This is a genomic window from Williamwhitmania sp. (genome assembly GCA_035529935.1).
Taxonomy (GTDB): Bacteria; Bacteroidota; Bacteroidia; order Bacteroidales; family Williamwhitmaniaceae; genus Williamwhitmania.
Genome location: DATKVT010000021.1, coordinates 14,504 through 38,538 on the forward strand (window position 1 = coordinate 14,504; position 24,035 = coordinate 38,538).

The window sequence follows — 24,035 nt, forward strand, 5'->3', positions numbered from 1 at the left end:
CGAGCAATGGCTCAATTGTGTTACAAATTGTGATTGCAAAAAAAATATGAGATTAAGTAATCTAATCGATAACATGTTTGATTATTTTCTTGGTTTTTATGGTATTTTTGGAATCAATTCCTTGTTAAAATGTTTATTTTATAAATAAAGATGATAAATAGAGTAAAATCTATAGTAAATAAAAATAGAGTAATATTTGAGAACTTTTCGTTTCTAAGTATGCTGCAAGTGTCAAACTTGCTCATATTTATGCTTACTATACCGTATCTTTTTAGGGTCTTAGGGAAGGAAAATTATGGACTAGTTGTATTTGCTCAAACTATTGCCTTATACTTTACTATTATCGTAAGTTTTGGATTTAACGTTACTGCTACTCGTGATATTTCCATACATCGTGGAGATAATGCAAAGATTGGAGATGTTATTTCCGCTATTTTATCGCTTAAGTTGCTTTTTTTCTTTATTTCGCTAGCGATTATTTCAATACTTATAATATTTATTCCACTACTGAATGCTCATCCAAAAGTCTTTTACCTCTCAATGCTAGTTTGCCTCAGTGAGGCACTTTTCCCAATTTGGTATTTCCAGGGAATAGAAAAAATGAAATATATCACCTTCATTAATGTGGCAACACGAGTTGCGTCTGCATTGTTAATATTTGCTTTTGTAAAAGAGGCAACCGACTACTATTTAGTCCCGCTATTTTTAGGACTGGGAACTGTATCGGGGGCATTAATTGGATTATACATCGTATTCAGAGTACACAATAATCGATTTAGATGGTTAACCAAACTTGAATTAACCAGTTGCATTCGCGATAATATTCCGCTCTTTATATCAAATGTATCTTCCCAAGTATACGTGAATGCAAATAAGCTAATAGTAGGCTCTTTTCTCGGTATGCAGGATGTAGCAATATATGACATCGCTGATAAAGTAGTAAATCTACTCAAAGTGCCCATTTTTTTGGTAGGGCAAACATTATTTCCTCGAATTTCTCGCGATAAGGATGTTCGATTTGTGAAAAAGGCAATGAGTTTGGTTTTTACATTCTTTGTAGTTGTGTACTCTGGACTGTTTCTCTTTTCTGTTCAGATTATCCATCTGTTTAGTGGGACTAATAATCCTGAAGCAATATCCTTACTTCGTTTGCTTGGGTTAACTATTCTTCCAATAAGCGTTGGCCTATTCTTTAACGATTTACTATTGGTTCCTTTTGGTTTTTTAAGGGATTATGCGAAACTGCGTTCGTCCTCCGTGGTTGTTTATCTTGTATCAATTGGGATTTTAATAATGTTAAATCAGGTGGGGTTGTTTCAACTGGCGGGTGTTATTATTTTAGTGGAATCTTTTGTTTTAGGATATTCCGTGTTTTTATGTAGAAAAAACAAAGTTTATTAATGATTACTATTGTGAAAATATTAAACTCAAAGATATCTAAGAAGATTTCTATTGATAATATTATTTTCTTTTTTTCGTCAATATTGTTATTTATTTGTGTTTTTGATCCTGCAGGTCTGTTATTTGGGATTAAGGATAAATTGTTTGTTTTAATTGTGTTGCTCTTTATTTCCAATATTTTTATAAAGAAGAGAATTGCCATAAATGTTAATCTATTTGTTTATATTTTTGTTTTTAGTGTTGTATTGCCTTTGATTTCTTTAGTAACATATTTTGTATTTCAAAAATCGCATGGAGTTACAATTGATACAGGGATTCTAAAAACATTCCTATTTCTTTTATTCGGGTTTATCGTTTTTAGTTTTAAAAAGGATGTACTAAAAATATTTGTTACTTGGTTATGTATACTTTCTATTCTTATTATTGCTGTATATATTGTAATTAGAGTTTTTCCTAATTCGACAAATTCTTTCTTCCTATTTGGGAATAAGTATTTAATCTTTACTATTGCGATAAAATATTTGGCTGGATTTTCTGTGGTCCGTGTTTATTTTTGGACTTCACCGCTAATACTAATTGCAATTAGTTACTGTTTTTATTTTTACAGAAAAACAAGTAAAAAAAGATATTTAGTCTTAACAGTTGTTAACTTGTTAGGTCTGCTTTTAAGCGGTTCAAGAGCAAATTTTGTTGCTAGTATTTTTATTATTCCAATTATTTATTACTATTATTCTACGCCAATAAAAAAGATTTACCTGATGTTTGTTTTGTTGGTAATCATTGTAATTACAGGTTTAATCAAATATCACGTTATTTATGAAATGTTTTTCAATCCACTAGATGAATCAAATAAGGTAAAAATATTAATGGTTTCTGATTATATAAATATTTATCGGTCAAATATTCCAACTTTTTTATTTGGACAGGGTGTTGGTAGTGAGTTTTATATTCCTTCGCGACATATGACTCTAACCTTTTCTGAGTTAACATATTTTGAATTGTTTAGGCGTTTTGGTTTTGTATTAGGATCTATTTATTTGTATTTAATGATATATCCGATCAGGTTTTTAAAAAGAGACAATCAAGGTTGGCTGTATCTTTCTTATCTACTGTATTTAGTTATTGCATTTTTTAATCCTTTTTATTTTTCTTCAACAGGTATTTTGTTTTTGTCAATTGTATTAGCTACTCATTATAAATACTCAAATGAATCGAAAATCGATAATTATATTAGTTAACTACAATAATGCATGTGATACTATTGACTGCATTAATTCGATAAAGAAGTCTGATAATACTGATTATTGCATTGTTGTTGTTGACAACAATTCCTTAGACGATTCTTATGTTAAATTCGCGGATTATACTAATAGAAATGATGTTGATAATAAATATAATGATTTATTAAATATTAATCGTTCTTACAATTTATTGGTTTCAAATAATTTATTATTTATTAAGACTCCAATAAATCTTGGCTTTGCTGGTGGAAATAACTTTGGAGTAAGATTTGTTAAAAACATAGGATTGAATTTTGAATATGTCTGGTTTTTGAATAATGATACAATTATAGAAGTGAATACTTTAGGTTATTTAGTGGAAAGGATGGAGTATGAGAGAATAAATAATAGTCGTTTAGGAATATTAGGTTGTAAGCTATTTCGTTATTACCAACCTGATAGATTCCAAGGCGTTGGTGGTATGTATAATAAATACACTGCGACATGCTCGCAATTGGGTGATGGTGAGTTCGACGAAGGACAATATGATGTTCAAGATGTTATATTTAATTATCCTATTGGTGCCTCCCTTTTTGTTTCTTGCGATTTTATTGAAAAGGTCGGCTTAATGGAAGAGAGTTATTTCCTTTATTTTGAGGAGCTGGATTGGGTAATGAGAGGAAAACAATATGATTTTCGATTTGGATACGAATATAAAGCTAGAGTCTTCCATAAGGAAGGCGGATCAACCAAGTCAAGTGTTAAAAGGTTAAGTCTGATCGCAGATCAATGTCAGGTTAGGAATAGAATAATTTTTACTTATCGTTACTACCCACAATATCTCATTTCTGTAATTCCATTCACATTTGGTTCTGTATTAAATCGGTTTTTACGAGGACAATTTAAACGGGCGATAGAGTTGCTATTGGTAATTTTTAAGACTTCTTTCGGAATTTTATTTCGGTGTTATGAGTAGACGTGTTCTCGATATAATACATATTTATGCTGGTACTAGTGGTTCGGCAGGAACTTATATTCATGAAATATATACTAGTTTAAGTTTAAATTATAAACAGGAGATTTTCGTAAACTATTATTTTCCATTTATGTATGGAAAAAAATATTTTTATCGTTTTTCTGAACTTTCAGCTCCTTATACATTTTTACGAAAGAATCAAAGTATCAGGCATATTATTCGATATGTTGAATTATTGTTATCATTGATTCGTATATTGAGTTATGTTTTAAAGTGTGAAGTGAAAATAGTTAATTATAGTTTAACAAGTGATTTGCGAATTGAATATTGGTTTCTTTCTATTCTAAGTTTCTTTAATATTTCAATTGCGATTACCTGTCATGATGTAATTCCATTTGGTCTTAATGATATTAATAATGAAAAGAAAATTAAAACTAAGAAGAAATTCTTTGATCTAGCAGATTATTTAATTGTTCATAATGATAATTCGAGTGAGGAGTTAATTTTAACTTATGGTATTGCTTTAAAAAAAATATTCAAATATCCTTTTCCTGTTATGAATCTGTGCAATTTTCCAATAACTGGGATTGAGAATATACCTGATATATTTAAATCTAAGGATGGCAGCACATTTAGGGTGGGCATGGTTGGCCATTTTCGAAAGGAAAAAGGACTTGATACTTTATTGAAAGCTTGGGATTTATTTTATGATCATACAAAGGAATCAGAACTATTATTAGTGGGTAATTTTCCAGACGGAATTGATACAAAGCGAATTTCTGATTCAAAAGGTATATATGTTTTTGATCAGTTTGTTGACGACTCTACTTATGTTTCTGTGATAAAAAATTGTGATCTGATAGTTCTTCCATATGTAAAAGGAACAAATAGCGGAATTCCTTCTAGTGTTATTTCTTTAGGTACATTATTGGTTACATCAAATATAGAAATGTTTAAGAATAACACATTGATAAATAATAATTACTTATTTCATTCTGAAAATGCAGAGGAACTTAGTGATAAAATTATGACATTCTATTCTCTTTCTAATGAAGAAAGGATACTTTTGGTCAATGAAAATAAAAAGTTACTGATGAAATACATTGTAGAATTTAATAAATCCATAAATGATTGTTTTAAAGTATTAATGGAGAACTCCTTGCACTAAAATCCTAATTTTATGTTTCAAAATAAAATTCTTCTTATTACCGGAGGCACTGGTTCTTTTGGTAATGCTGTCCTTAAACGGTTTCTTGATACTGACATTAATGAAATACGTATTTTTTCACGTGATGAGAAGAAGCAGGATGACATGCGTCGTCACTATAACTCTTCAAAGATTAAGTTCTATATCGGTGATGTAAGGGATGCTAATAGCATCGATAGAGCCATGCATGGTGTTGATTTTGTATTCCATGCTGCCGCACTGAAGCAGGTTCCATCCTGTGAGTTTTTTCCTGTTGAGGCGGTTAAAACTAATATCCTCGGAACCGATAATGTTCTTCAGGCTGCTGAAAAGTATGGAGTGAAGCGGTTGGTGGTATTAAGTACCGACAAAGCTGCCTATCCCATTAACGCAATGGGCATGTCGAAGGCGTTAATGGAGAAGGTGATGGTTGCAAGGTCACGAAGCAATGATCCAGCAACCCAAATATTTTGTGGCACGCGCTATGGAAATGTAATGGCCTCCAGAGGTTCTGTTATTCCATTGTTTATAGAACAATTAAAAGTTGGAAAGCCATTGACCATTACCGATCCTAACATGACTCGGTTCATGATGACCTTGGAGGATGCAGTTGATCTCGTTCTTTATGCGTTTGAGCATGGTAAACCGGGTGACCTGTTTGTTCAAAAGGCTCCCTCGGCAACTATTGAGACTTTGGCTAAAGCTTTAATCGAACTCTATAAGTCTACTAGTGAAATTAAGATAATCGGTACTAGGCATGGAGAGAAGTTATACGAGACCTTAGTTAATAGGGAGGATATGGTTAAGGCAGAAGATTTAGGAAACTATTTTAGAATTCCTGCTGATAATAGAGACCTTAATTATGCTCAGTATTTTTCAGAGGGTATTCCGGATGTATCTCAATTTGAGGAGTATCATTCGCACAATACAGAATTGTTGGATGTAGAGGGAATGAAAAGACTTCTCTTAAAACTTCCCATGATACGCAAAGATATACTAGGTGAAGAGAGTAGTAACCAATATCCTGATTAATTTAATACAGTATGCTGAAAGTTGGAATTACCGGTCAATCTGGTTTTGTAGGTACTCACCTCTATAATACTCTTGGCCTTTTATCCGATAAATTTATGCGTATTCCTTTCGATGATAAGTTTTTCAACGAAAGAGAGAAGTTAATTGAGTTTGTCACCTCTTGCGATGTGATTGTTCATTTAGCAGCCATGAATCGTCATAATGATCCAGAGGTACTTTACAGCACAAATATCTCTTTAGTAAAGAAACTTATTGAAGCATGTGACTCTTCAAATATAACTCCCCATATTTTATTTTCATCCTCAACACAAGAGGAGAGAGATAATCTGTACGGTAGATCGAAAAAGGAGGGGCGTGAACTATTTGAAAATTGGGCGAAACGTTCAGGGGCAAGATTTACTGGCCTCGTTATTCCTAATGTGTTTGGTCCCTTTGGTAATCCCTACTATAACTCTGTTGTTGCCACTTTTTGTCACCAACTAACGCATAAGGAGACGCCAACGATTGAAACTGATGGCGAGTTGAAGTTAATTTACGTAGCTGAGTTAGTTGATTTTTTGTTGAATAAAATTGAGGTCACAGTTCTTAATGATGTTGAATCTATTGAGCGATGCGAGGTACCATATACTTCTACCATTAAAGTATCTGAATTACTTGAGAAGCTAAAAGGTTTTAAAGAACGTTATTTTGAAAATGGGATGCTTCCAAACTTGGGCAATGCATTGGATCGCAATTTGTTTAATACCTTACTAACCTATAATGACCATAAATCGTTTTTCCCCTTTCATCTAAAACTAAATACCGATGAAAGAGGTTCGTTTGTGGAGACGATAAAGTTGAATAGTGGTGGGCAAGTCTCTTTTTCTACTACCAAACCAGGTATAACACGGGGTAACCATTTTCATACCCGAAAGGCAGAGCGTTTTGCTGTAATAAAGGGTAAGGCTATAATAGAATTTAGGCGTATAGGCACTGATAAAAAGTTCACCTTTGAGTTGGATGGTGGGAACAATCCTTCATTTGTAGATATGCCGGTATGGTTTACCCATAACATAACCAATGTAGGAACAGAAGAAGTTTATACCATTTTTTGGATAAGTGAGCACTTCGATCCAGCCGATCAGGATACCTTTTTTGAACAGGTATAGGTAAAGATAAAAGATAAATAGCGAAGGAAAAAGATATAGATAGAAAGTTATTTATAGTATGAAGAACGATCTCGAAGACCGGCTATTTGATTTTGCAATTAGATGTATTAAATATATTCGTAATTTACCTGATACAACTGAATACAAGGTGATAAAGTACCAATTATCTAAGAGTTGTACTTCATCAGGAGCTAATTACGAAGAAGCCCAAGCTGGTTCTTCAAAAGCAGATTTTAACAATAAGATTCGTATCTCATTACGTGAAATGAGAGAATCAAATTATTGGTTAAGAATTATTAAAGGTATTTCAGTTGAAGTTTCTGAAGAGTTGAACTGGTTAATCAAAGAATCGACTGAACTAAAACTTATCCTTGGCTCGATCTGTCAAAAAACTAGAGCATAATTAGTTCATCTGCTAATTGTTTAAAACGAGCATTCACTGTTTCTATTTTAGTTTTTATCTTTGCGTTTTTGTCTTTTTTCTTATATAAATAAAAGTTATGCAAACAAGGCTTAAAGTTGTAACTGTTGTTGGCACCCGACCTGAAATAATAAGACTTTCGCGAGTGATGGCAAAACTAGATCAGTCTGAAGCCATCGACCATATTACCATTCATACAGGGCAGAACTACGATTATGAACTAAATCAAATATTTTATGAGGATTTAGGCATACGTAAGCCAGATTATTTTTTAGATGCTGCGGGAGCAACAGCAATAGAAACGGTGGGGCAAATACTGATTAAAATTGATCCATTGTTGGAGCAGCTCAAACCCGATGCTTTTTTGGTTTTAGGTGATACTAATAGCTGTCTTTGTGCCATTCCTGCCAAAAAACGCCATATTCCAATTTTCCACATGGAGGCAGGAAATCGTTGCTTCGATCAGCGGGTTCCCGAGGAGACAAACCGGAAAATAGTTGACCATATATCTGACATCAACCTAACCTATAGTGATATTGCCCGTGAATATCTTTTAAGAGAAGGTCTACCGGCTGATCGGATTATAAAAACAGGTTCTCCAATGTTTGAGGTGCTTAATTACTATCTTCCTCAAATTACTAAGTCGGATGTATTGAGTCGATTAAACTTAGAAAAAGGAAAATTCTTTGTTGTCTCTGCTCACCGGGAGGAGAATATTAACAGCGAAAAGAATTTTAGTGGGCTGATGGAAGCCCTTAATCTGATTGCAGAGAATTATAACCTTCCAATTATTGTTAGCACCCATCCACGTACTCGAAAAATGATTGATTCCAAGAATATAAAAGTTCGTAATGAAATCCGGTTTTTAAAGCCACTCGGATTTAATGATTACAATGCTCTTCAGGTTAACTCATATGCGGTTCTTTCTGATAGCGGTACTATCTCAGAAGAGTCTTCAATACTAAATTTTCGTGCACTTAATATTCGTGATGCCCACGAGCGTCCCGAAGCAATGGAGCAGGCTTCGGTTATGATGGTTGGGTTGAATCCAGAACGTATTCTGCAAGGATTGACTCAATTAAAATATCAGAAAATTGGCGAGACACGGAATTCTTTACCTGTTGCTGATTACTCTATTCCTAACGTTTCTGACAAGATGGTGAGAATAATTTTGAGCTATACCGATTATGTGAAGCGAGTGGTGTGGAGTGAATAAGTTTTTGAATCATGAGAGTTCTTTTAGTAACACAGTATTTTTATCCTGAAAATTTTAAGAGTAATGATATTGCTTTTGAATTATCCAAACGAGGCTATAAAGTTACCGTGTTAACGGGAATCCCAAATTACCCTAGCGGAAGATTTTTTAAAGGTTATGGTCTATTCCGTAGACGAATCGAAACTATTAATGGAGTTAAAGTTTATCGCTCTTTTCTTATACCAAGAGGGAATGGGAGTGGAATGGCCTTAGCATTAAATTATTTTTCATTCGCATTTTTTGCATCTTTTTATGCTTTTATTTTGGCTATATTTCAACGGTTTGATTGTATTGTTGTTCATGAACCTTCACCAATAACTCAAGGAATACCTGCAATTATTCTAAAAAAAATACAAAGGATCCCAATCTATTTTTGGGTTTTGGATTTATGGCCTGAGAGTTTAACTTCATCTGGTGGAGTTACTAATAGACAAATTTTGTCATTTTTCGAAAGGATTGTAAGATTCACCTATAAAAATTCCGACAAAATTCTGATCAGTTCCAGAGGATTTGAAAAATCAATTCTTCAGAAGGGTGATTTTTCAAAAAAAATTATTTATTTTCCAAATTGGAGTGAAAACGATATTGACGAAAGTTCTGAACTAACTATTCCAATTTTAGCAGATGGTTTTAGAATAATGTTTGCTGGAAATATAGGAGAGTCACAAGATTTTGAAGCCATAATGCAAGCGACGTTGTTAATGAAAAATAATAAAGATGTAAAATGGATATTTGTTGGAGATGGTAGAAAGAAACCTTGGGTGGAACAGTTTATAAAAGACAATGAATTGCATGAAACAGTTTTTGCACTTGGTATTTATCCGTATGAGACAATGCCTACTTTTTTTAAAAATGCAGATGCTCTTTTAGTTACATTAAAAGATGAGATGATTTTCAACTTAACAGTTCCTGCTAAACTACAGGCATATATGGCCGCTTCTCGACCAATATTGGCTATGTTAAACGGTGAGGGTGCCGAGATTATTAAGGATGCTGATTGTGGCTATTCAGTGGGCTCAGGGGATTATGAAAACCTTGTGAAGATAATTAAAGAGAAAGTTTTACCATATAAAGCCGACTTTGAAAGTAAAGGAAGTTCAGGGTATAAATATTTTAACCAACACTTTAAAAAAAATGCGTGTATAGATAATCTTTGTAATATAATTAATTGTTAGTAACGATAAATAGATGAGAATATTAATAACCGGTTCCTCGGGTTTTGTGGGCACTAATTTTATCAAATTATCTCCAGATCAAGATATTGTAACGATTGATTTATTAACTATTTCATACTTTGAGATAGATTTCAACGGCTTTGATTCAGTCCTTCATCTTGCTGCGCTTGTACATCAAATGAAGGGTGCCCCGGAAGAGCAGTATTTCAAGGTTAATCGAGATCTAGCATTTGAAGTCGCTAAAAGAGCCAAGGAGCAGGGCGTTAAGCAATTTGTTCTTATGAGCACTGCTAAGGTTTATGGAGAATCAACTGCAAATGGAGGTTACTGGAACGAAGAGTCAGAATGTTTTCCGACCGATCCATACGGTAAAAGTAAGTTGGAGGCAGAACGATTGATTAGGACACTAGAGGATGAAAATTTCAAGGTAGCGACTGTTCGTTCACCTCTTGTATATGGGGCAGGGGTGAAGGCAAATATGTTGAGCCTTATTCGGTTGGTGGATCGGTTTCCTTTGTTACCGCTTGGAAATATTCAAAATGAACGATCAATTGTCTATATTGGTAATCTTGTTGCTCTTTTAAATAATATTATTGAACAGCAGGTGTCTGGTGTTTTTATTGCCGGAGATCGATCTCCTTTATCTACAACCCAAATGATCCGATTTATTGCTTCTGGTATGGGTAAAAGAGTTTTTCTGTTTGCACTGCCTGGGTTCGTGCTAGCCGTTATCCGAAAATTACGCCCTTCAATTATTGACCGCCTTTATGGTTCGTTGGTGCTTGATAATAGCAACACAAATAGGGTTCTTGACTTTACGCCTCCATATTCAAGCGAAGAGGGTCTTCATGAAATGGTAGATTGGTATAAAACACGAAACTGGATGTAGGCATATGAATATTTTTGTTTATTGTGTTGTAGGCCTATTGGTATCTGTGGTTTTGACATATATTGTAAGGGAATGGGCCGTACATAAGTCTATTCTTGACCATCCCAACGAGCGTAGTTCCCACTCCATTCCAACCCCACGGGGCGGGGGTGTTGCCATTGCAGCTACTTGGTTTTTGGCAATCACTTTTCTTTTTTTTAGAGGAGATATTGATTCTGCACTATTTTTTGCACTGCTGTGTGGCGTTCCTATTTCTGTTATTGGTTTGGTGGATGATGTAGTTACCATTTCGGCAAAATTCCGGCTCATAGTGCAGGTGGCTTCTGCAGCAATGGCCCTTGTTTTTCTTGGTGGGCTGCAAGGCATTAATATTGGCTTTGTTTATCTATCGTTGCCTATTCTATTTAGCATTTTGGCGGTAATAGGTATTGTATGGTTTACCAACCTTTTTAACTTTCTCGATGGCATCGATGGCTATATTAGTGCAGAGGTAATCTTTATAGGTTTTGCCTTCTTCCTTCTTTTTGAGAGGGTTCCACCTGCATTGCTGGCTACTGTTACTGCCGGATTTTTAGTTTGGAACTGGCAACCGGCAAAAATATTTATGGGGGATGTAGGCAGCACGCTTCTTGGATTTACCATCGGTGTTTTTGCCGTTTACTACCAAAACGGTGGAGATTCCTCCATTCTTATTTGGCTTATGCTCACCTCACTTTTCTGGTTCGATGCATCCTTAACCCTTTTTCGACGCTGGCGTAATGGGGAAACCCTTTCCAAGGCTCATAAGAAGCATGCCTACCAGCGCATTGTTCAATCGGGCTTTAGCCACCAAAAAACAGTGATTTATTCGCTGCTTATCAACCTCTCCATATTGGGGCTGGTATGGTTGGCTATTCGCTATCCCAGCTATTCCCTACTGTTTTTGGGAATAAACATTGTCTATCTCTATGTTGTTATGAAGATTATTGATAGAAGGTTTCCATTTCAGATTGTGAAGAGTGAATTGTGAAAAGTGAGAGGTGAAAATTGATTGTGTAGTTAAGTTTATTCAAAATGCGATAAGTAACATCTCTTTGCTTGTGCAGAATAGAATATTGCAAGTTCTTCCTCTATTAAATTTAAAATTTAGAATCGTTGTTATATGGCAAATATTTGTTGATTCCATACGGGGAACTAGCATCAAATGTTGCCATGCTGCTCTACAATACTTTATCCCTACCTCGTCGACAGGTAGGGTTTAACAATGAAAAGCAACACAAGAGTTGTTTAGATTTTTCCACGGACTGCAGTGACTTGGAATATTCATGACTTTAAATTTTGTTCTCTCTTCGGTTCTATAATTGTTTTTAAAATTTAACCAATAAATGCGTAAATTACTCTCTCTGGATTACTTCGCTTTTTATTTGGTCGTTTTCTCATTGCCGTTTGGGAAGAGTATTTTTGTTCCCATACTCTTTGGATGGCTTTGTGCTGTTTTCCTTAGTTATTTTATTAAGCGCGACTACTCTTTCAATTGGTTTAGAGGGCTCCTTATTCTACCTGTTATCTTCTATCTGTTGCAGCTTATCGGGTTGATCACTTCCAAGAATCTTAATGGTGGCCTCTTCGATATGCAGCTGAAGTTGTCACTAATCTTGCTACCTATTCTTTACCCTACTATGAGAGAATCGTATAGGGATAACAAGCGAAACTTTTTACTTTCATTTGTTCTAGGTTGTGTTGCGGCTACTATTTACTATTTTGGATATGCTATCTATCGCTCATCTGAATTTGTTAATGGCATTTGGGTTTTTAACCCGATACCAACGTCCGGTTGGAATAACTATTTTTTAAGTACGGAATTCTCTCATTTAATTCATCCATCCTACCTTGCCCTTTATCTATTGGTTGCGATTTTAATAATAGGTTTTGCGCTGCGTCGATGGAGGAGAATCAGGTCTATTCTTAAAATTGCTGTAATCCTAGGTACTATAGTTTTGCTTTCTTCCTTAATTTTACTGCAAAGCAGGGCTGGTATACTTGGCTTTGGATTATTAGCACTTGTTTGGCTTTTTTACCTTGTCTTTGCAAAGCGAAGGTATATTTTGGGAGTTGGGGTCTTTCTTGCTCTAATGAGTCTTGCCATAATTGTATTTACAAAGTTTAATCGTCTTGCAAATACTGCTAAATCGCTTGAAAATACGGCTGATTTTGGGTTTAATCGTCAAAGCAAGGATGATGCTACTGCAATCCGTTTTTGGATATGGAAGTCAGATTTTTTATTGATAAAAGAACACCCAGTTTGGGGTGTTGGAACCGGTGATGTAAGGGATATGTTGCAAAAACAGTATGAAAGGCAAGGCATGACCAATGCCGCTCAAGAACGTTTAAATGCTCATAACCAATATCTTGAAACCTGGCTTGGGACTGGAATTTTTGGCCTTCTAGCGTTGCTTGCCATGCTGTTTGTTCCGTTGTGGGTGGGAGTTAAAAAAGGGGATTGGCTGGTTGTCGGTTTTTTGAGCTTATGCAGCGTGAGTTTCATGTTCGAAAGTATGCTCAACACCATTGCAGGTGTTGGTTTTTTTGCCATTTTTTATACCCTGTTGGTGTCCAACCTTGCTGTCAGGCATGAAAAGGCGTTAGCTAAATGAAGTTGTAGCAAAAAGGAACTTGCGCTAGATTAGATTGCACCTGTTTGAAAATCTGCGTAACTTGCTCCTGTGTAAAGCGTAGGTTTTTCATCTCTTAAATTAAGTTTTGCAACCTTAAATTTAGAAAAAACTCACTTTACACACTTTTTGGGACAGTATCGTAATGCATTAAGAATAGAGGTAATTATCCGTACTATATAAATAAAAATCCCGCCTATGGAGAGCGGGATTTTTAGTAATATTATTTGTGGTTAACCTAACATGTTTTTGCGTAGGAAGGTGAATAGCGATTTTCGATGTTGCCAGTAAACTCCTGCAAAAAAGCCGAGTAGGGCAAACCCAAGCCCCCAATATTTCACATACTTTGTCCAAGGATTTACGGCACGCGTGAGCTGGGTAAAGTCCTGAATAACTGTAATTGGGTCAGGATTTAATGTCAATGTTTTTTGCAAATCCTGTTTTTGCGCAACAAGTCCAAGCATCTCCTTGTGAAACAGCTTTACGTCCTTTTCATTGAGAAATATAATTTGGCCACTTCCCGCCTTCTGTGTAAGCTGGTTAAAGTAGTAGTCTTTCTGGAGGCTGTCCAGCTTCTGTATCTCCTTATCGTAAGCCACAATCATGCTGGCTGTCTGCTCCTTGCGTATATCATTGTTTTCGGCAATATAGGGATTGCTAAAAATGTATTTTTCAATTCCATTGCGAACAGGGGCAAATACACCCTTATCGAACACCTTCACCATTACATAAAATATGCCAGGTACCCTTTTCGTTGTGGTATCTTTTGGGTTATAAAGATTATCGTAGTCCACGTAATCGGGAATGTTGTCGTGATTGATATCAATACCGTAGAAGGCCTGAATCGATTTTATCTTCATTGCATGTTCAAGAGGAATGTTTAAGTTTTGGGCGGCTGCAGTGTAGTTAGCGGCAGTAAAGAGGTCGTTCAGCTGGTTAATGGCATTAATTACAATACCGTTGTTGGTTGAGTTGGCGGTTGCCGTCATTTGTGAGGAGTAAAACCTCGGTGTTGCATAAAACACAGCTATTCCCAAACCTATTCCAATAATCATGAAGGATGCTATCCAAAATGCTTTGCTGAGAATAAGAAGAAAGAGTTTCAGCATCAGGTTTAATACCCACATAATGCTTTTGGTAAATGCTTTCCCCATTCGGTTGAATAGCTCCAGAAGATCAATTTCGTCGTTTGAATTTGACCTTGGCGTAATCTGATTGTCCATTGTTGTAGTAGTTTGTGGCAAAGATATAAAAATCTATGGTTTGGAATATCACCTAGGATTAACTTAAGTGGGGGGTAGTCAGCAATACCTTTTTAGTTCGGGCTTACACTATTCTCGGGTAGCTGCTTGTCCAGGTCACAAAAGATGGAGTTCTGGCTCTTGTACTCGGGTACAATCATTTTCATTCTTCCTACAACTGAAAATGGTTCAGTATCGTTCAATATAAGGCGCCATAGCTCAGTAAGGTGCTCATTAATAACCGAGTATTGCATCTTTACTACAGCCGCTTTCATAATCTTCTGATGGTAGGTGGGAAGCGTATTTTCACCGTTTGCCAGCAGCTCTTCGTAGAGCTTTTCTCCCGGGCGAAGACCGGTAAAGACAATTTCGATATCCTTGCCCTCCTCAAACCCCGCTAAACGAATCATGTTCTTGGCGAGGTCCACAATTTTAACGCTCTTTCCCATGTCGAAAATAAAGATTTCGCCACCATGCCCCATTACGCTTGCCTCCAGCACCAGCTGGCACGCCTCCGGAATGGTCATAAAGAAGCGGGTAACTTTGGGGTGGGTTACGGTAATTGGGCCACCCTTTTCAATTTGCTGCTTGAACAGTGGAATAACTGAACCATTGGAGCCAAGCACATTGCCAAATCGGGTTGTGATAAATTGGGTTCTTGACCGTCCATTTAACGATTGCGTATAAATTTCGGCAATTCGCTTGGTCGCTCCCATAATATTGGTGGGGTTTACAGCCTTATCGGTGGAGATCATGACGAACTTTTCGATATTGTATTTTACGGCAAGGTCGGCAAGTAATTTTGTGCCAAACACGTTGTTTTTTACAGCCTCCTTTGGGTTGTTTTCCATGAGGGGCACATGCTTGTAGGCTGCTGCATGGAAAACAATATCGATTTTTTTCTCGCTAAAGAGCTTGTCCATTCTTACTGCATCGGTAATATCGCCAACCACTACCTCAACCTGATCTTCCCTCGACTTATAATTAGCAATCATTTCCAGCTCGACATAGTAGATGGGTGTTTCTGCTTGGTCCAGCATGATGAGCTTGTTGGGGAAGAAGGAAAATACCTGACGGGCTATTTCGCTTCCGATGGAGCCGGCAGCTCCTGTAATAAGTATATTCTTGCCTTTCAGTGATTTGGCAATATTTTTTACACTTAATTTTATGGGGTCTCGCTCAAGTAGATCTTCGATTCTAATCTCATGTAATCGAGGTGTACTTGATGCATTATTCATTAACTCTTTATAGTTTCTTAAATTTAAAATCTTAATGTTTGAATTAAGGCACTGCTCAACAAGAGTATTCTTGTCTTCAGGTGAGATCGAATTATCGGTTATGATAAGCTCTTTTACTGCATAGGATTCTTTGAGTTTATCCAACTCTGATAGATTAAAAATGCTAACACCCTCAATTCGCTGGCGAAAAATCATGGGTTTGTTATGGATGAACCCAATTACTTTTTTGGGAAATTCACTATCAGTTTCTATGGCAGTTTTTATAGAAACGGCAAAGTGATCGTGACCAAAAATTACAACATTAAAGTCAGGGTTTTGACTTCCAGTTTTAATTCGATATATAAGAAACCGTGCAAGCATCCTAAACCCTGTGAGAAGATAGGCTACAACAAAAAAATCAATAATTAAAACTGAAAACGAAAGATATATGGTGTAGCCTAACAAGTATCGTATATAGGTTGCTATGGTAAGGATAAGGGTTCCGGTGAAAATAGCAGCGAGCAATTTAATTATATCCCTGCTACTGGTGTAACGGATGTGGACCCTTGCAATTCCAAAAAAAAGAAATACGACACCTCTAATTAATAGATACAGCAGAAATATAACCGTAAAATTGGAAGAATCTTTTACTGGGACTACAAAATTATAGCGGAGGAAATATGCTATTAAAATTGATACTAAACTTAAAAATATGTCAATATTGAAAACTACCCATGCCGGCAACAGTACGTCGGCAATTTTTTTAAAATATCTTTCTATATATGAAGTTGTTATCATTCGAATGGCTAATTTTTAAAACGAAACGAAATTAGTATTATAATATTGCAATGCAAGACAGACAGTGAAGTTTAACTGTAAGAACATTTAGCTTAGTGCTTCTCGATTTCAACTTCATTCAAGTGTTGCTCCTCTAGCAAAAGTGTTTACTTCATTTTTTATTAATGGTTGCATAAGCAGGAACTCTTCCTGTCAAAATACAGTTCTGATCCCATATACCCTACTATATCATTAAAAAAAGGAATTATAATATTGCAACAAAATAATAGGGCTGCCTTTTAAAACAGCCTTATTATTTTTATAAAAGGTAATTATTCGGCAATCTTCCTAACCACATCAATCACTGTGCCATCCACCCACTTTATGGCGGCAACGATGTCGTTTGTGAACTGCGGTTTTTCCGGAGTGCCACAAATTTGGTCGGCTTCGGCCTTCAGTTCTTGAATGGTCTTAATGGGGAGTTTGCTGCCCTTCATCTTTTCCAACAGGTCGGTGCGCTTTGGATTGATGGCAATGCCTCTTTCTGTAACAATTACGTCGATGAGTTCGCCAGGTCCGCAGAGCGTGGTTACCTCGTCAACAATTACAGGGATTCGATCGCGGAATAGGGGCACAGGAATTATCACATTCTTTGCATGCAGGCAATTTTGCCAGCCACCGATTCCATGTAGCAAATAGCCATCGGAGTGGGTTACCACATTACCGTTAAAGTTCACATCAATTTCGGTAGCTCCAAGAATTACGATGTCGGTCATGCCGTTGTAGTTCCCTTTGCTGTGGTAGTTATAGGCGTGCCAAACCGAAACGTCTAAGTGGTTGGCGTTCTCGCGGATCGATTTTACCGATTCTAGGTCGAATGATTGCGCGTCGAGTATGTAGTCCAGCACTCCATCTTCCAGCATCTTAACCAGATACTGGGTGCTGCCACCAAAGCCAAAACGTGCCTTTTGCCCCTTGCGCTTCAGCATTTCGTGGAAGTATATGCCTATGGCAAGAGAGGTTCCGCCGGCTCCAGCTTGAAAACTGCAACCATCGGTTAGAAGACCTGCCTCTTCACAGAACTTGGCGGTTAACTCTGCAATTAGAAGCCTATCGGGGCTTGAGGTTACCTGAGTTGTTCCTGAAACAATTTTTTCGGGAATACCAATCTTATCAACGGTAACAACGCAGTCCACATAGTTTCCAAGTATCTGCATGGGAGCGCATGGGAATTGCACGAGGTTGTCGGTTACTACAATAACCCGATCGGCAAATTGGGTATCAGCAAAGGCGTAACCCAGCAGCCCGCAAGCCGAGGGGCCATTCACGCCGTTGGCATTTCCAAATTGATCGGAGGTAGGGGCTGCCATAACGGCAATGTCGATATGTACCTCTCCATCCTGAATGGCCTGAACGCGTCCTCCGTGTGAGCGAAGCACCGCTGTGCCTTTCATCTTCCCCTTGCTGGTAAATCGGCCTAAGGGACCGTTCATACTGCCCTCAATGCGGTTGATTGTGCCATCTTCGAGATACTTAATCAGCGGATCGTGACAGGGAAAAGAGGCGGAGGGAAGCCACACAAGATCTTTTATACCCAGCTCGTGGGCGGCGTCAAAAATCATCTGACTTACGAGATCTCCGTCACGAAGGTGATGGTGGGTGGAGATGGTCATTCCATCCTTTAATCCGCACTTTATTAGGGCCTCCTTTAAGCTTGGAACAACCTTATTTCCGTCCTCCGGGTAATCCAATACGGTAGGAATCATAGGTGCATACATACGGCCGGTTGGACGATGCTTGCCATCGCCCTTAAATGGAATAGCAGGTTGGCCATTGATTTCGGTAGGAACCATTCTACCTGCTGCATTCTTAACTAGTTTAGCACTCATGGTATTGCTCCCTCCAATTTTGTGATAGTAGACCTAGACTAATCGCTAGGCTTATTGTCTTTTCTGCGCGTTTAACAACAGGTGGATCAACCATTTTTGAACCAATGGATACAACGCCAAGCCCCTGCTCAGTTGCAATAATAAAGGCATCCACAATTTTCTTCGCTTTTTCGATTTCCTCACTGTCTGGAGCAAATCCCTCGTGTATAACCGTAATTTGGCGTGGATGAATGCAACCCATACCTTCAAAACCAAGTCCTTTTGATACCCTAACATTTTCCCTTAAAGCAGCCATGTCGGCAACATCGGAGAACACCGAATCAATGGGCTGTATTCCTGCTGCTTTGCAAGCATTTACAACCCTTGTTCTTGCATAAAATGATTCATCTCCCTCGTTGGTGCGACGAGCACCTAGATCCGCTGTATAATCTTCCAATCCTACAGCCAGTGCAACAATATTCTGGCTGGAAGTGGCAATTTCAAATGCTTTTTCAACCCCCATAGCGCTTTCAATGATCGGCATTAGGAAGATGGGGTGATCGATGTTATGTTTCTGTTTTATGCTCTTGATCTCTTCCTCAAGGGTGATAATCTGTTCAGCACTTTCACACTTCGGCACGAGGATCAGGTGAACATTATGGGGAATAATGTATTTTAAATCTTCCAATCCTTTTGGAAACTGGTTGATACGAACCATGCGCTCAGCACCATAAAAATTTAGGCTGCGCAGCGCATTACGGACGATGAATCGGGCCTCGAATTTCTTGGCCACCGCAACGGAATCTTCCAAGTCGAGTATTATTCCATTTGGTCGATGCAACCCGGCATTAAGCATCATGGCGGGCTTGTTACCGGGTAGGTAAAGTCGCGAAAATCGGAACTTGTCCTTGCTGCTGGTGTAACGATTCTCCTCAATGAAATCGGGAAGAAGCTCTTTGTCAGTGTCCACCACTTGCTTTACGGCGGCCTCAATGCGAGCCATTATGGTCCAAGGCAATGCACCCTTATCTTCGATGGTTAGGACAGCATTTTTTATCCCAAAAAAATCGAGCGATTGACGGCAGAGTTGCTCATTGGCTCGGCCATACATCACCTTAACTTTGCTCTTCATGTTGATGACGATTCCACCTGAATCGGTCAACTCAATTGTAACGAGGCAATCGGAGCGTTCCTTGTCCCCATTAATACCAGCGGAGGCAATTTTGTTGTTCATAGGAATGATAGTTTAGAAGCTTATGGTTTTTGGGCAAAGGGATGCCTCTACAAACCTAATGATTTTTACAAAATAGTGACCTATTCTTACAATATTTCCAACGTAATTTAACTTTTTAGCTGGAAATTATAACCATAAAGTCGTTGAAGTGAGCTGGATTCGAGTTTGATAACGAGCAGAAATGGGTCTTGTTTTAGGAATAAAAAAGAGGGGCTACAATGAGCAGCCCCTCCAACTATTTTAGAATTAATTATCCCAAGAAGCTGAGCAGGATACCAGCTGCAACGGCACTTCCAATTACACCGGCAACATTGGGTCCCATAGCATGCATCAGTAAGTAGTTGGTCTTGTCGTACTGCAAACCAACCACCTGCGATACACGAGCGCTATCGGGCACGGCCGAAACGCCGGCGTTACCAATTAGCGGGTTAATCTTGTTGCCCTCCTTAAGGAAAAGGTTGAATATTTTCACAAACATTACTCCACCAAAGGTTGCAACTATGAATGATGCTGCACCAAGCGCAAATATACCAACGCTCTTTGGGGTGAGGAAGGAGGTAGCCTGGGTGGATGCTCCCACTGTTAGCCCAATTAGAATGGTAACAATGTCGATAAGCGGTCCCTTTGCAGTATCGGCAAGGCGCTTAGTTACCCCGCTTTCTTTGAGCATGTTGCCAAAGAAAAGCATACCGAGAAGGGGTAATCCCGATGGAACCATAAATGTGGTAAGCAGCAGCCCGATAATTGGGAAGAGAATCTTCTCCAGCTGCGATACCTGACGTGGTGGTTTCATTCGTATAACCCGCTCTTTTCTGGTAGTAAGCAACTTCATAATGGGTGGTTGAATAACCGGAACCAGCGCCATGTATGAGTATGCCGAGACGGCAATTGCCCCCATCAGATCGGGTGCGAGCTTAGATGAGAGGAAGATTGCCGTTGGACCATCGGCACCGCCAATGATACCAATAGCACCCGACTCTGCCGGGCTAAAGCCAAGATGCAATGCCGCCATATATGCGCCGAAGATACCGAGCTGAGCTGCTGCGCCAATGAGCACCAGCTTAGGGTTGGAGATGAGGGCGCTAAAGTCAGTCATGGCCCCAATACCCAAGAATATCAATGGTGGATATAGCCCTTGCGAAACACCAAAGTAGAGGTAGTTGAGGACACTCCCTTCCTCGTAGATTCCAATTTTAAATCCAGCAGCAAACGGAATATTCCCGATTATTATCCCAAACCCAATGGGGATGAGAAGCAAGGGCTCATACTCCTTCGAAATTGCTAGGTATATAAACAGCAACCCCACCGTAATCATTATCAGATGGCCCAAGGTTAAATTGGCAAATGCAGTGTAGGATAAGAATTGAAGCAGGTTGTTGTGGAGGAACGTAAAAAAGCCAGTTGAGTTTTCCATTGTTAATCCCCTATGATAATTAATACATCACCTTCCAGAACAGAATCACCCTTACTTACTTTAACCTCTTTAATATGGCCTTCCTTGTCGGAGTCAATGTTGTTTTCCATTTTCATGGCCTCGAGGACGAGAATTTTCTGGCCCAATTTTACGAAGTCTCCAGCCTTAACAACCACATCGAGGATAACTCCCGGTAGTGGAGACTTAATGGCTCCTGCAGTTGCTTTTCCAGGGCTTTGGGTTTTAGCTACCGAAGGATGTGAATCGGTGGATGGAACGGCCACTGTGCGAACAAGCTTGGGCGTTTTGGATTGTTTCAGCTCCTTGTCTATTTCAACTTTGTATGGAGTTCCGTTAACTTCAAGCTCGGCAAGATTACCTTCTACGTTAGTGATGTTAACGTTATACTCACTCCCATTTATTTTGAATTTGAACTCGTTCATGGTCTACTAGCGATTAAATTCGGGTTTACGGTTTTGTTTCTGAGGGGTCTGCGTGAGACCGTAGAGTTTAGAACTCCATGGAGAGTATGACTTTGCTACTCGGTTTATGGTGAGTATGGCCGATTCTTGATCGTGCTGTTCCGTTTCGTATAGGTAGAGTGCAGCTGAAATTGCAGCAAACACCTCACCTGAAACTTCGGCAGATTCCAAACTACCAGTAGCAGCTCCAGCATTCTTAACTCGTTGCGCTCTAATGTTTCTCTTCCCAACCTGCTTGAATACTAAGTAGAGAAGGATTAAGGCAAAGAATACAACAGACATTGCTGTAACAGTCATGCCAAACCCATACGGATCAGCGGACGCAAATCTAGTTCCTGCTGGGACAACCTCATCGGTAAAGTTGGTCGCCATTGGCGTATTTTGCTTAAGGAAGGCGAGTTTAGCCCCACCATCGGTATACCTTCCATAGGAAACGTCGGCCTTCATTGGTGGTAGGGTCATACTGTCAATTAGCGTTCTTCCATTTACGTCGAACAGGGCAATGAACCGCGATGTGGAGTCGAGCACAAAGTTTGTATGGAATGTCCCATGGGTTGTTTTGTCATCGACAAAAAAGATAGTGAATGCACGGGTAGGAATCACCGTATTGGGATCCGACTTGGCTATTCTATATTTTTTGGGATTGTTCAAATCGTCCGTCAGGTAGCAACCAGCAATGTTTACCTTGTTGTAGGCGGTGTTAAAAATCTCGATCCACGCGCTCCTGTCCCCAAAATTATCGAGGTAGCTGGTCTTGTTGATGAGCAGCACCTCATTTATTTTTAGGTCCTTTGCGCTCTGGGCAAATCCTCCTTGGGCCATGGCTACTATCCCTAAGAGAAACACAAACCTTTTCAGTTTTATCATCATGCTTTAATGGGGATTAGAGTGGCAAGTTGCAGTGCTTCTTAGGCGGATTAACATCCTTTTTAGTGGCTAGTGCTTGAAGCGCCCTTATAATACGGAAACGTGTATTACGCGGTTCAATCACATCGTCGATGTAGCCAAACTTAGCGGCCACGTATGGGTTGGCAAATTTTTCGCGGTATTCCTGCTCCTTATCTATGAGCATCTGAACCTTTGCCTTCTCATCGTCGATGTTGCTGAGCTCACGGCTTAGCAGAACTTCAATGGCACCTTTAGGGCCCATAACTGCAATTTCGGCAGCAGGCCAAGCATAGTTTAGGTCACCTCGAAGGTGCTTTGAGCTCATAACGTCGTATGCTCCACCGTATGCCTTACGAAGGATGATGGTGATTTTTGGCACGGTTGCTTCACCATAGGCAAAGAGCAGCTTTGCACCGTGCAAAATAATGCCACCATACTCCTGACCGGTACCGGGAAGGAATCCAGGAACATCCACCAGCGTTACAATTGGTATGTTGAAGGCATCGCAGAAGCGAACGAAACGTGCTGCCTTGCGAGAGGCATTAATATCGAGCACCCCTGCCATATATTTTGGCTGGTTGGCCACTATACCAACGCTAACGCCGTTAAATCTTGAAAAACCAACAACAATGTTTGGTGCAAAGTCGCGATGTACTTCCAAAAATTCGCCGTTATCGGCAATGGAGTGAATTACGTCGAGGATATCGTATGGCTTATTAGGGCTTTCTGGAATCACTTCGTTAAGTGAATCATCGAGCCGGTCGATAGGGTCGGTGCATGGAACTACTGGTGGCTCCTCCATATTGTTTTGAGGCAGGTAGCTGAGTAGTTTTCGGATAAGAAGAATGCCTTCCTCTTCATTTTCGGCAACAAAGTGGGAAACGCCGGATTTGGTGGCATGAACAGTGGCTCCTCCAAGCTGCTCCTGGGTTACATCCTCGCCGGTTACTGTCTTTACAACCTTTGGACCAGTTACAAACATGTAGCTGGTATCCTTACTCATAATAATAAAGTCGGTAAGGGCAGGGGAGTAAACTGCTCCACCAGCACATGGGCCAAATATGGCAGATATTTGAGGGATAACGCCAGAGGCAAGAATATTACGTTGGAAAATCTCAGCATAACCACCCAAACTCTTTACTCCCTCTTGGATACGGGCTCCGCCAGAGTCGTTGATACCAATTACAGGGGCACCAACCTTCATGGCCATGTCCATAATTTTGCAGATTTTAGCTGCATACATTTCGGAGAGTGATCCTCCAAATACTGTAAAGTCCTGGGAGAAAATGTAGATCAGTCGGCCATCAATTGTACCATAACCGGTTACAACTCCATCGGAAAGGTAACTTTCCTTTTCTAGGCCAAAGTCGATACAGCGGTGGGATACAAACATGTCGAACTCTTCGAAGCTACCTTCGTCAACAAGCATTTCAATGCGCTCGCGAGCGGTATACTTACCCTTTTTATGTTGGGCTTCAATTCGCTTTGGTCCACCACCAAGTTTGGCTCTTTCCCGGAGGTCGATTAATTCCTTGATTTTTTCCTGGTTGCTACTCATCT

Annotated in this window: 20 protein-coding genes; 12 read left to right on the top strand and 8 right to left on the bottom strand. The window is 38.9% G+C overall.

Annotated features, from left to right (window positions below):
• The first annotated feature begins 150 nt into the window (after window positions 1-150).
• The 12 genes from VMW01_01260 to VMW01_01315 all read left to right on the top strand — a co-directional run bounded on the left by VMW01_01260 (window position 151) and on the right by VMW01_01315 (window position 13,336).
• Window positions 151-1,401: an oligosaccharide flippase family protein gene (locus tag VMW01_01260; protein ID HUW04862.1), complete on the top strand. Its 1,251-nt coding sequence runs from the start codon at window positions 151-153 to the stop codon at window positions 1,399-1,401.
• Window positions 1,401-2,639 carry a hypothetical protein gene (locus VMW01_01265; protein ID HUW04863.1) on the top strand — a complete coding sequence of 413 codons (1,239 nt, stop codon included), beginning with the start codon at window positions 1,401-1,403 and terminating at the stop codon, window positions 2,637-2,639. Before VMW01_01260 ends, VMW01_01265 begins: the two co-directional genes overlap by 1 nt.
• On the top strand, window positions 2,608-3,597 hold the full coding sequence (locus VMW01_01270; protein ID HUW04864.1) for a glycosyltransferase family 2 protein: 990 nt from the start codon (window positions 2,608-2,610) through the stop codon (window positions 3,595-3,597). The genes VMW01_01265 and VMW01_01270 overlap by 32 nt, the downstream gene beginning before the upstream one ends.
• Window positions 3,590-4,765 carry a glycosyltransferase gene (locus tag VMW01_01275; GenBank protein ID HUW04865.1) on the top strand — a complete coding sequence of 392 codons (1,176 nt, stop codon included), beginning with the start codon at window positions 3,590-3,592 and terminating at the stop codon, window positions 4,763-4,765. The genes VMW01_01270 and VMW01_01275 overlap by 8 nt, the downstream gene beginning before the upstream one ends.
• A gap of 12 nt (window positions 4,766-4,777) precedes the next feature.
• Window positions 4,778-5,815 carry a polysaccharide biosynthesis protein gene (locus tag VMW01_01280; GenBank protein HUW04866.1) on the top strand — a complete coding sequence of 346 codons (1,038 nt, stop codon included), beginning with the start codon at window positions 4,778-4,780 and terminating at the stop codon, window positions 5,813-5,815.
• A gap of 11 nt (window positions 5,816-5,826) precedes the next feature.
• Window positions 5,827-6,963 (top strand): NAD-dependent epimerase/dehydratase family protein, encoded by a 1,137-nt coding sequence (locus tag VMW01_01285; protein HUW04867.1) that lies wholly within the window; start codon window positions 5,827-5,829, stop codon window positions 6,961-6,963.
• 58 nt (window positions 6,964-7,021) lie between these two features.
• Window positions 7,022-7,366, top strand: coding sequence for a four helix bundle protein (locus tag VMW01_01290; protein ID HUW04868.1), 345 nt, complete (start codon window positions 7,022-7,024; stop codon window positions 7,364-7,366).
• 97 nt (window positions 7,367-7,463) lie between these two features.
• Window positions 7,464-8,600, top strand: a complete 1,137-nt coding sequence (gene wecB / locus VMW01_01295) for a UDP-N-acetylglucosamine 2-epimerase (non-hydrolyzing) (GenBank protein HUW04869.1) — start codon at window positions 7,464-7,466, stop codon at window positions 8,598-8,600.
• Between the two features lie 11 nt (window positions 8,601-8,611).
• Entirely contained in the window at window positions 8,612-9,814 is a 1,203-nt protein-coding gene (locus VMW01_01300) for a glycosyltransferase family 4 protein (protein ID HUW04870.1), read from the top strand.
• Between the two features lie 13 nt (window positions 9,815-9,827).
• Window positions 9,828-10,703: an NAD-dependent epimerase/dehydratase family protein gene (locus tag VMW01_01305; protein ID HUW04871.1), complete on the top strand. Its 876-nt coding sequence runs from the start codon at window positions 9,828-9,830 to the stop codon at window positions 10,701-10,703.
• Window positions 10,704-10,707: 4 nt separating this feature from the next.
• Window positions 10,708-11,712 carry a glycosyltransferase family 4 protein gene (locus VMW01_01310; protein HUW04872.1) on the top strand — a complete coding sequence of 335 codons (1,005 nt, stop codon included), beginning with the start codon at window positions 10,708-10,710 and terminating at the stop codon, window positions 11,710-11,712.
• Window positions 11,713-12,337: 625 nt separating this feature from the next.
• Window positions 12,338-13,336, top strand: coding sequence for an O-antigen ligase family protein (locus VMW01_01315; protein ID HUW04873.1), 999 nt, complete (start codon window positions 12,338-12,340; stop codon window positions 13,334-13,336).
• A gap of 251 nt (window positions 13,337-13,587) precedes the next feature.
• Here the strand turns inward: VMW01_01315 and VMW01_01320 are convergent, their stop codons facing one another.
• From VMW01_01320 to VMW01_01355, 8 genes are all read right to left on the bottom strand, one after another.
• Window positions 13,588-14,577 carry a hypothetical protein gene (locus VMW01_01320; GenBank protein ID HUW04874.1) on the bottom strand — a complete coding sequence of 330 codons (990 nt, stop codon included), beginning with the start codon at window positions 14,575-14,577 and terminating at the stop codon, window positions 13,588-13,590.
• A gap of 92 nt (window positions 14,578-14,669) precedes the next feature.
• A complete protein-coding gene (locus VMW01_01325) occupies window positions 14,670-16,610 on the bottom strand; it encodes a nucleoside-diphosphate sugar epimerase/dehydratase (protein ID HUW04875.1) in 1,941 nt (646 codons plus the stop codon).
• A 311-nt stretch (window positions 16,611-16,921) separates the two neighbouring features.
• On the bottom strand, window positions 16,922-18,478 hold the full coding sequence (gene citF, locus VMW01_01330) for a citrate lyase subunit alpha (GenBank protein ID HUW04876.1): 1,557 nt from the start codon (window positions 18,476-18,478) through the stop codon (window positions 16,922-16,924).
• A complete protein-coding gene (gene citD, locus VMW01_01335; GenBank protein HUW04877.1) occupies window positions 18,468-19,691 on the bottom strand; it encodes a citrate lyase acyl carrier protein in 1,224 nt (407 codons plus the stop codon). Before citD ends, citF begins: the two co-directional genes overlap by 11 nt.
• 250 nt (window positions 19,692-19,941) lie before the next feature.
• Window positions 19,942-21,105 carry a sodium ion-translocating decarboxylase subunit beta gene (locus VMW01_01340; GenBank protein HUW04878.1) on the bottom strand — a complete coding sequence of 388 codons (1,164 nt, stop codon included), beginning with the start codon at window positions 21,103-21,105 and terminating at the stop codon, window positions 19,942-19,944.
• 2 nt (window positions 21,106-21,107) lie between these two features.
• The gene (locus tag VMW01_01345) at window positions 21,108-21,548 is read right to left on the bottom strand and encodes a biotin/lipoyl-containing protein (protein HUW04879.1); all 441 of its coding nucleotides are present in this window, start codon (window positions 21,546-21,548) and stop codon (window positions 21,108-21,110) included.
• Window positions 21,549-21,554: 6 nt separating this feature from the next.
• Entirely contained in the window at window positions 21,555-22,457 is a 903-nt protein-coding gene (locus VMW01_01350; protein ID HUW04880.1) for an OadG family transporter subunit, read from the bottom strand.
• A gap of 13 nt (window positions 22,458-22,470) precedes the next feature.
• A complete protein-coding gene (locus tag VMW01_01355) occupies window positions 22,471-24,033 on the bottom strand; it encodes an acyl-CoA carboxylase subunit beta (protein ID HUW04881.1) in 1,563 nt (520 codons plus the stop codon).
• Window positions 24,034-24,035 lie beyond the last annotated feature (2 nt).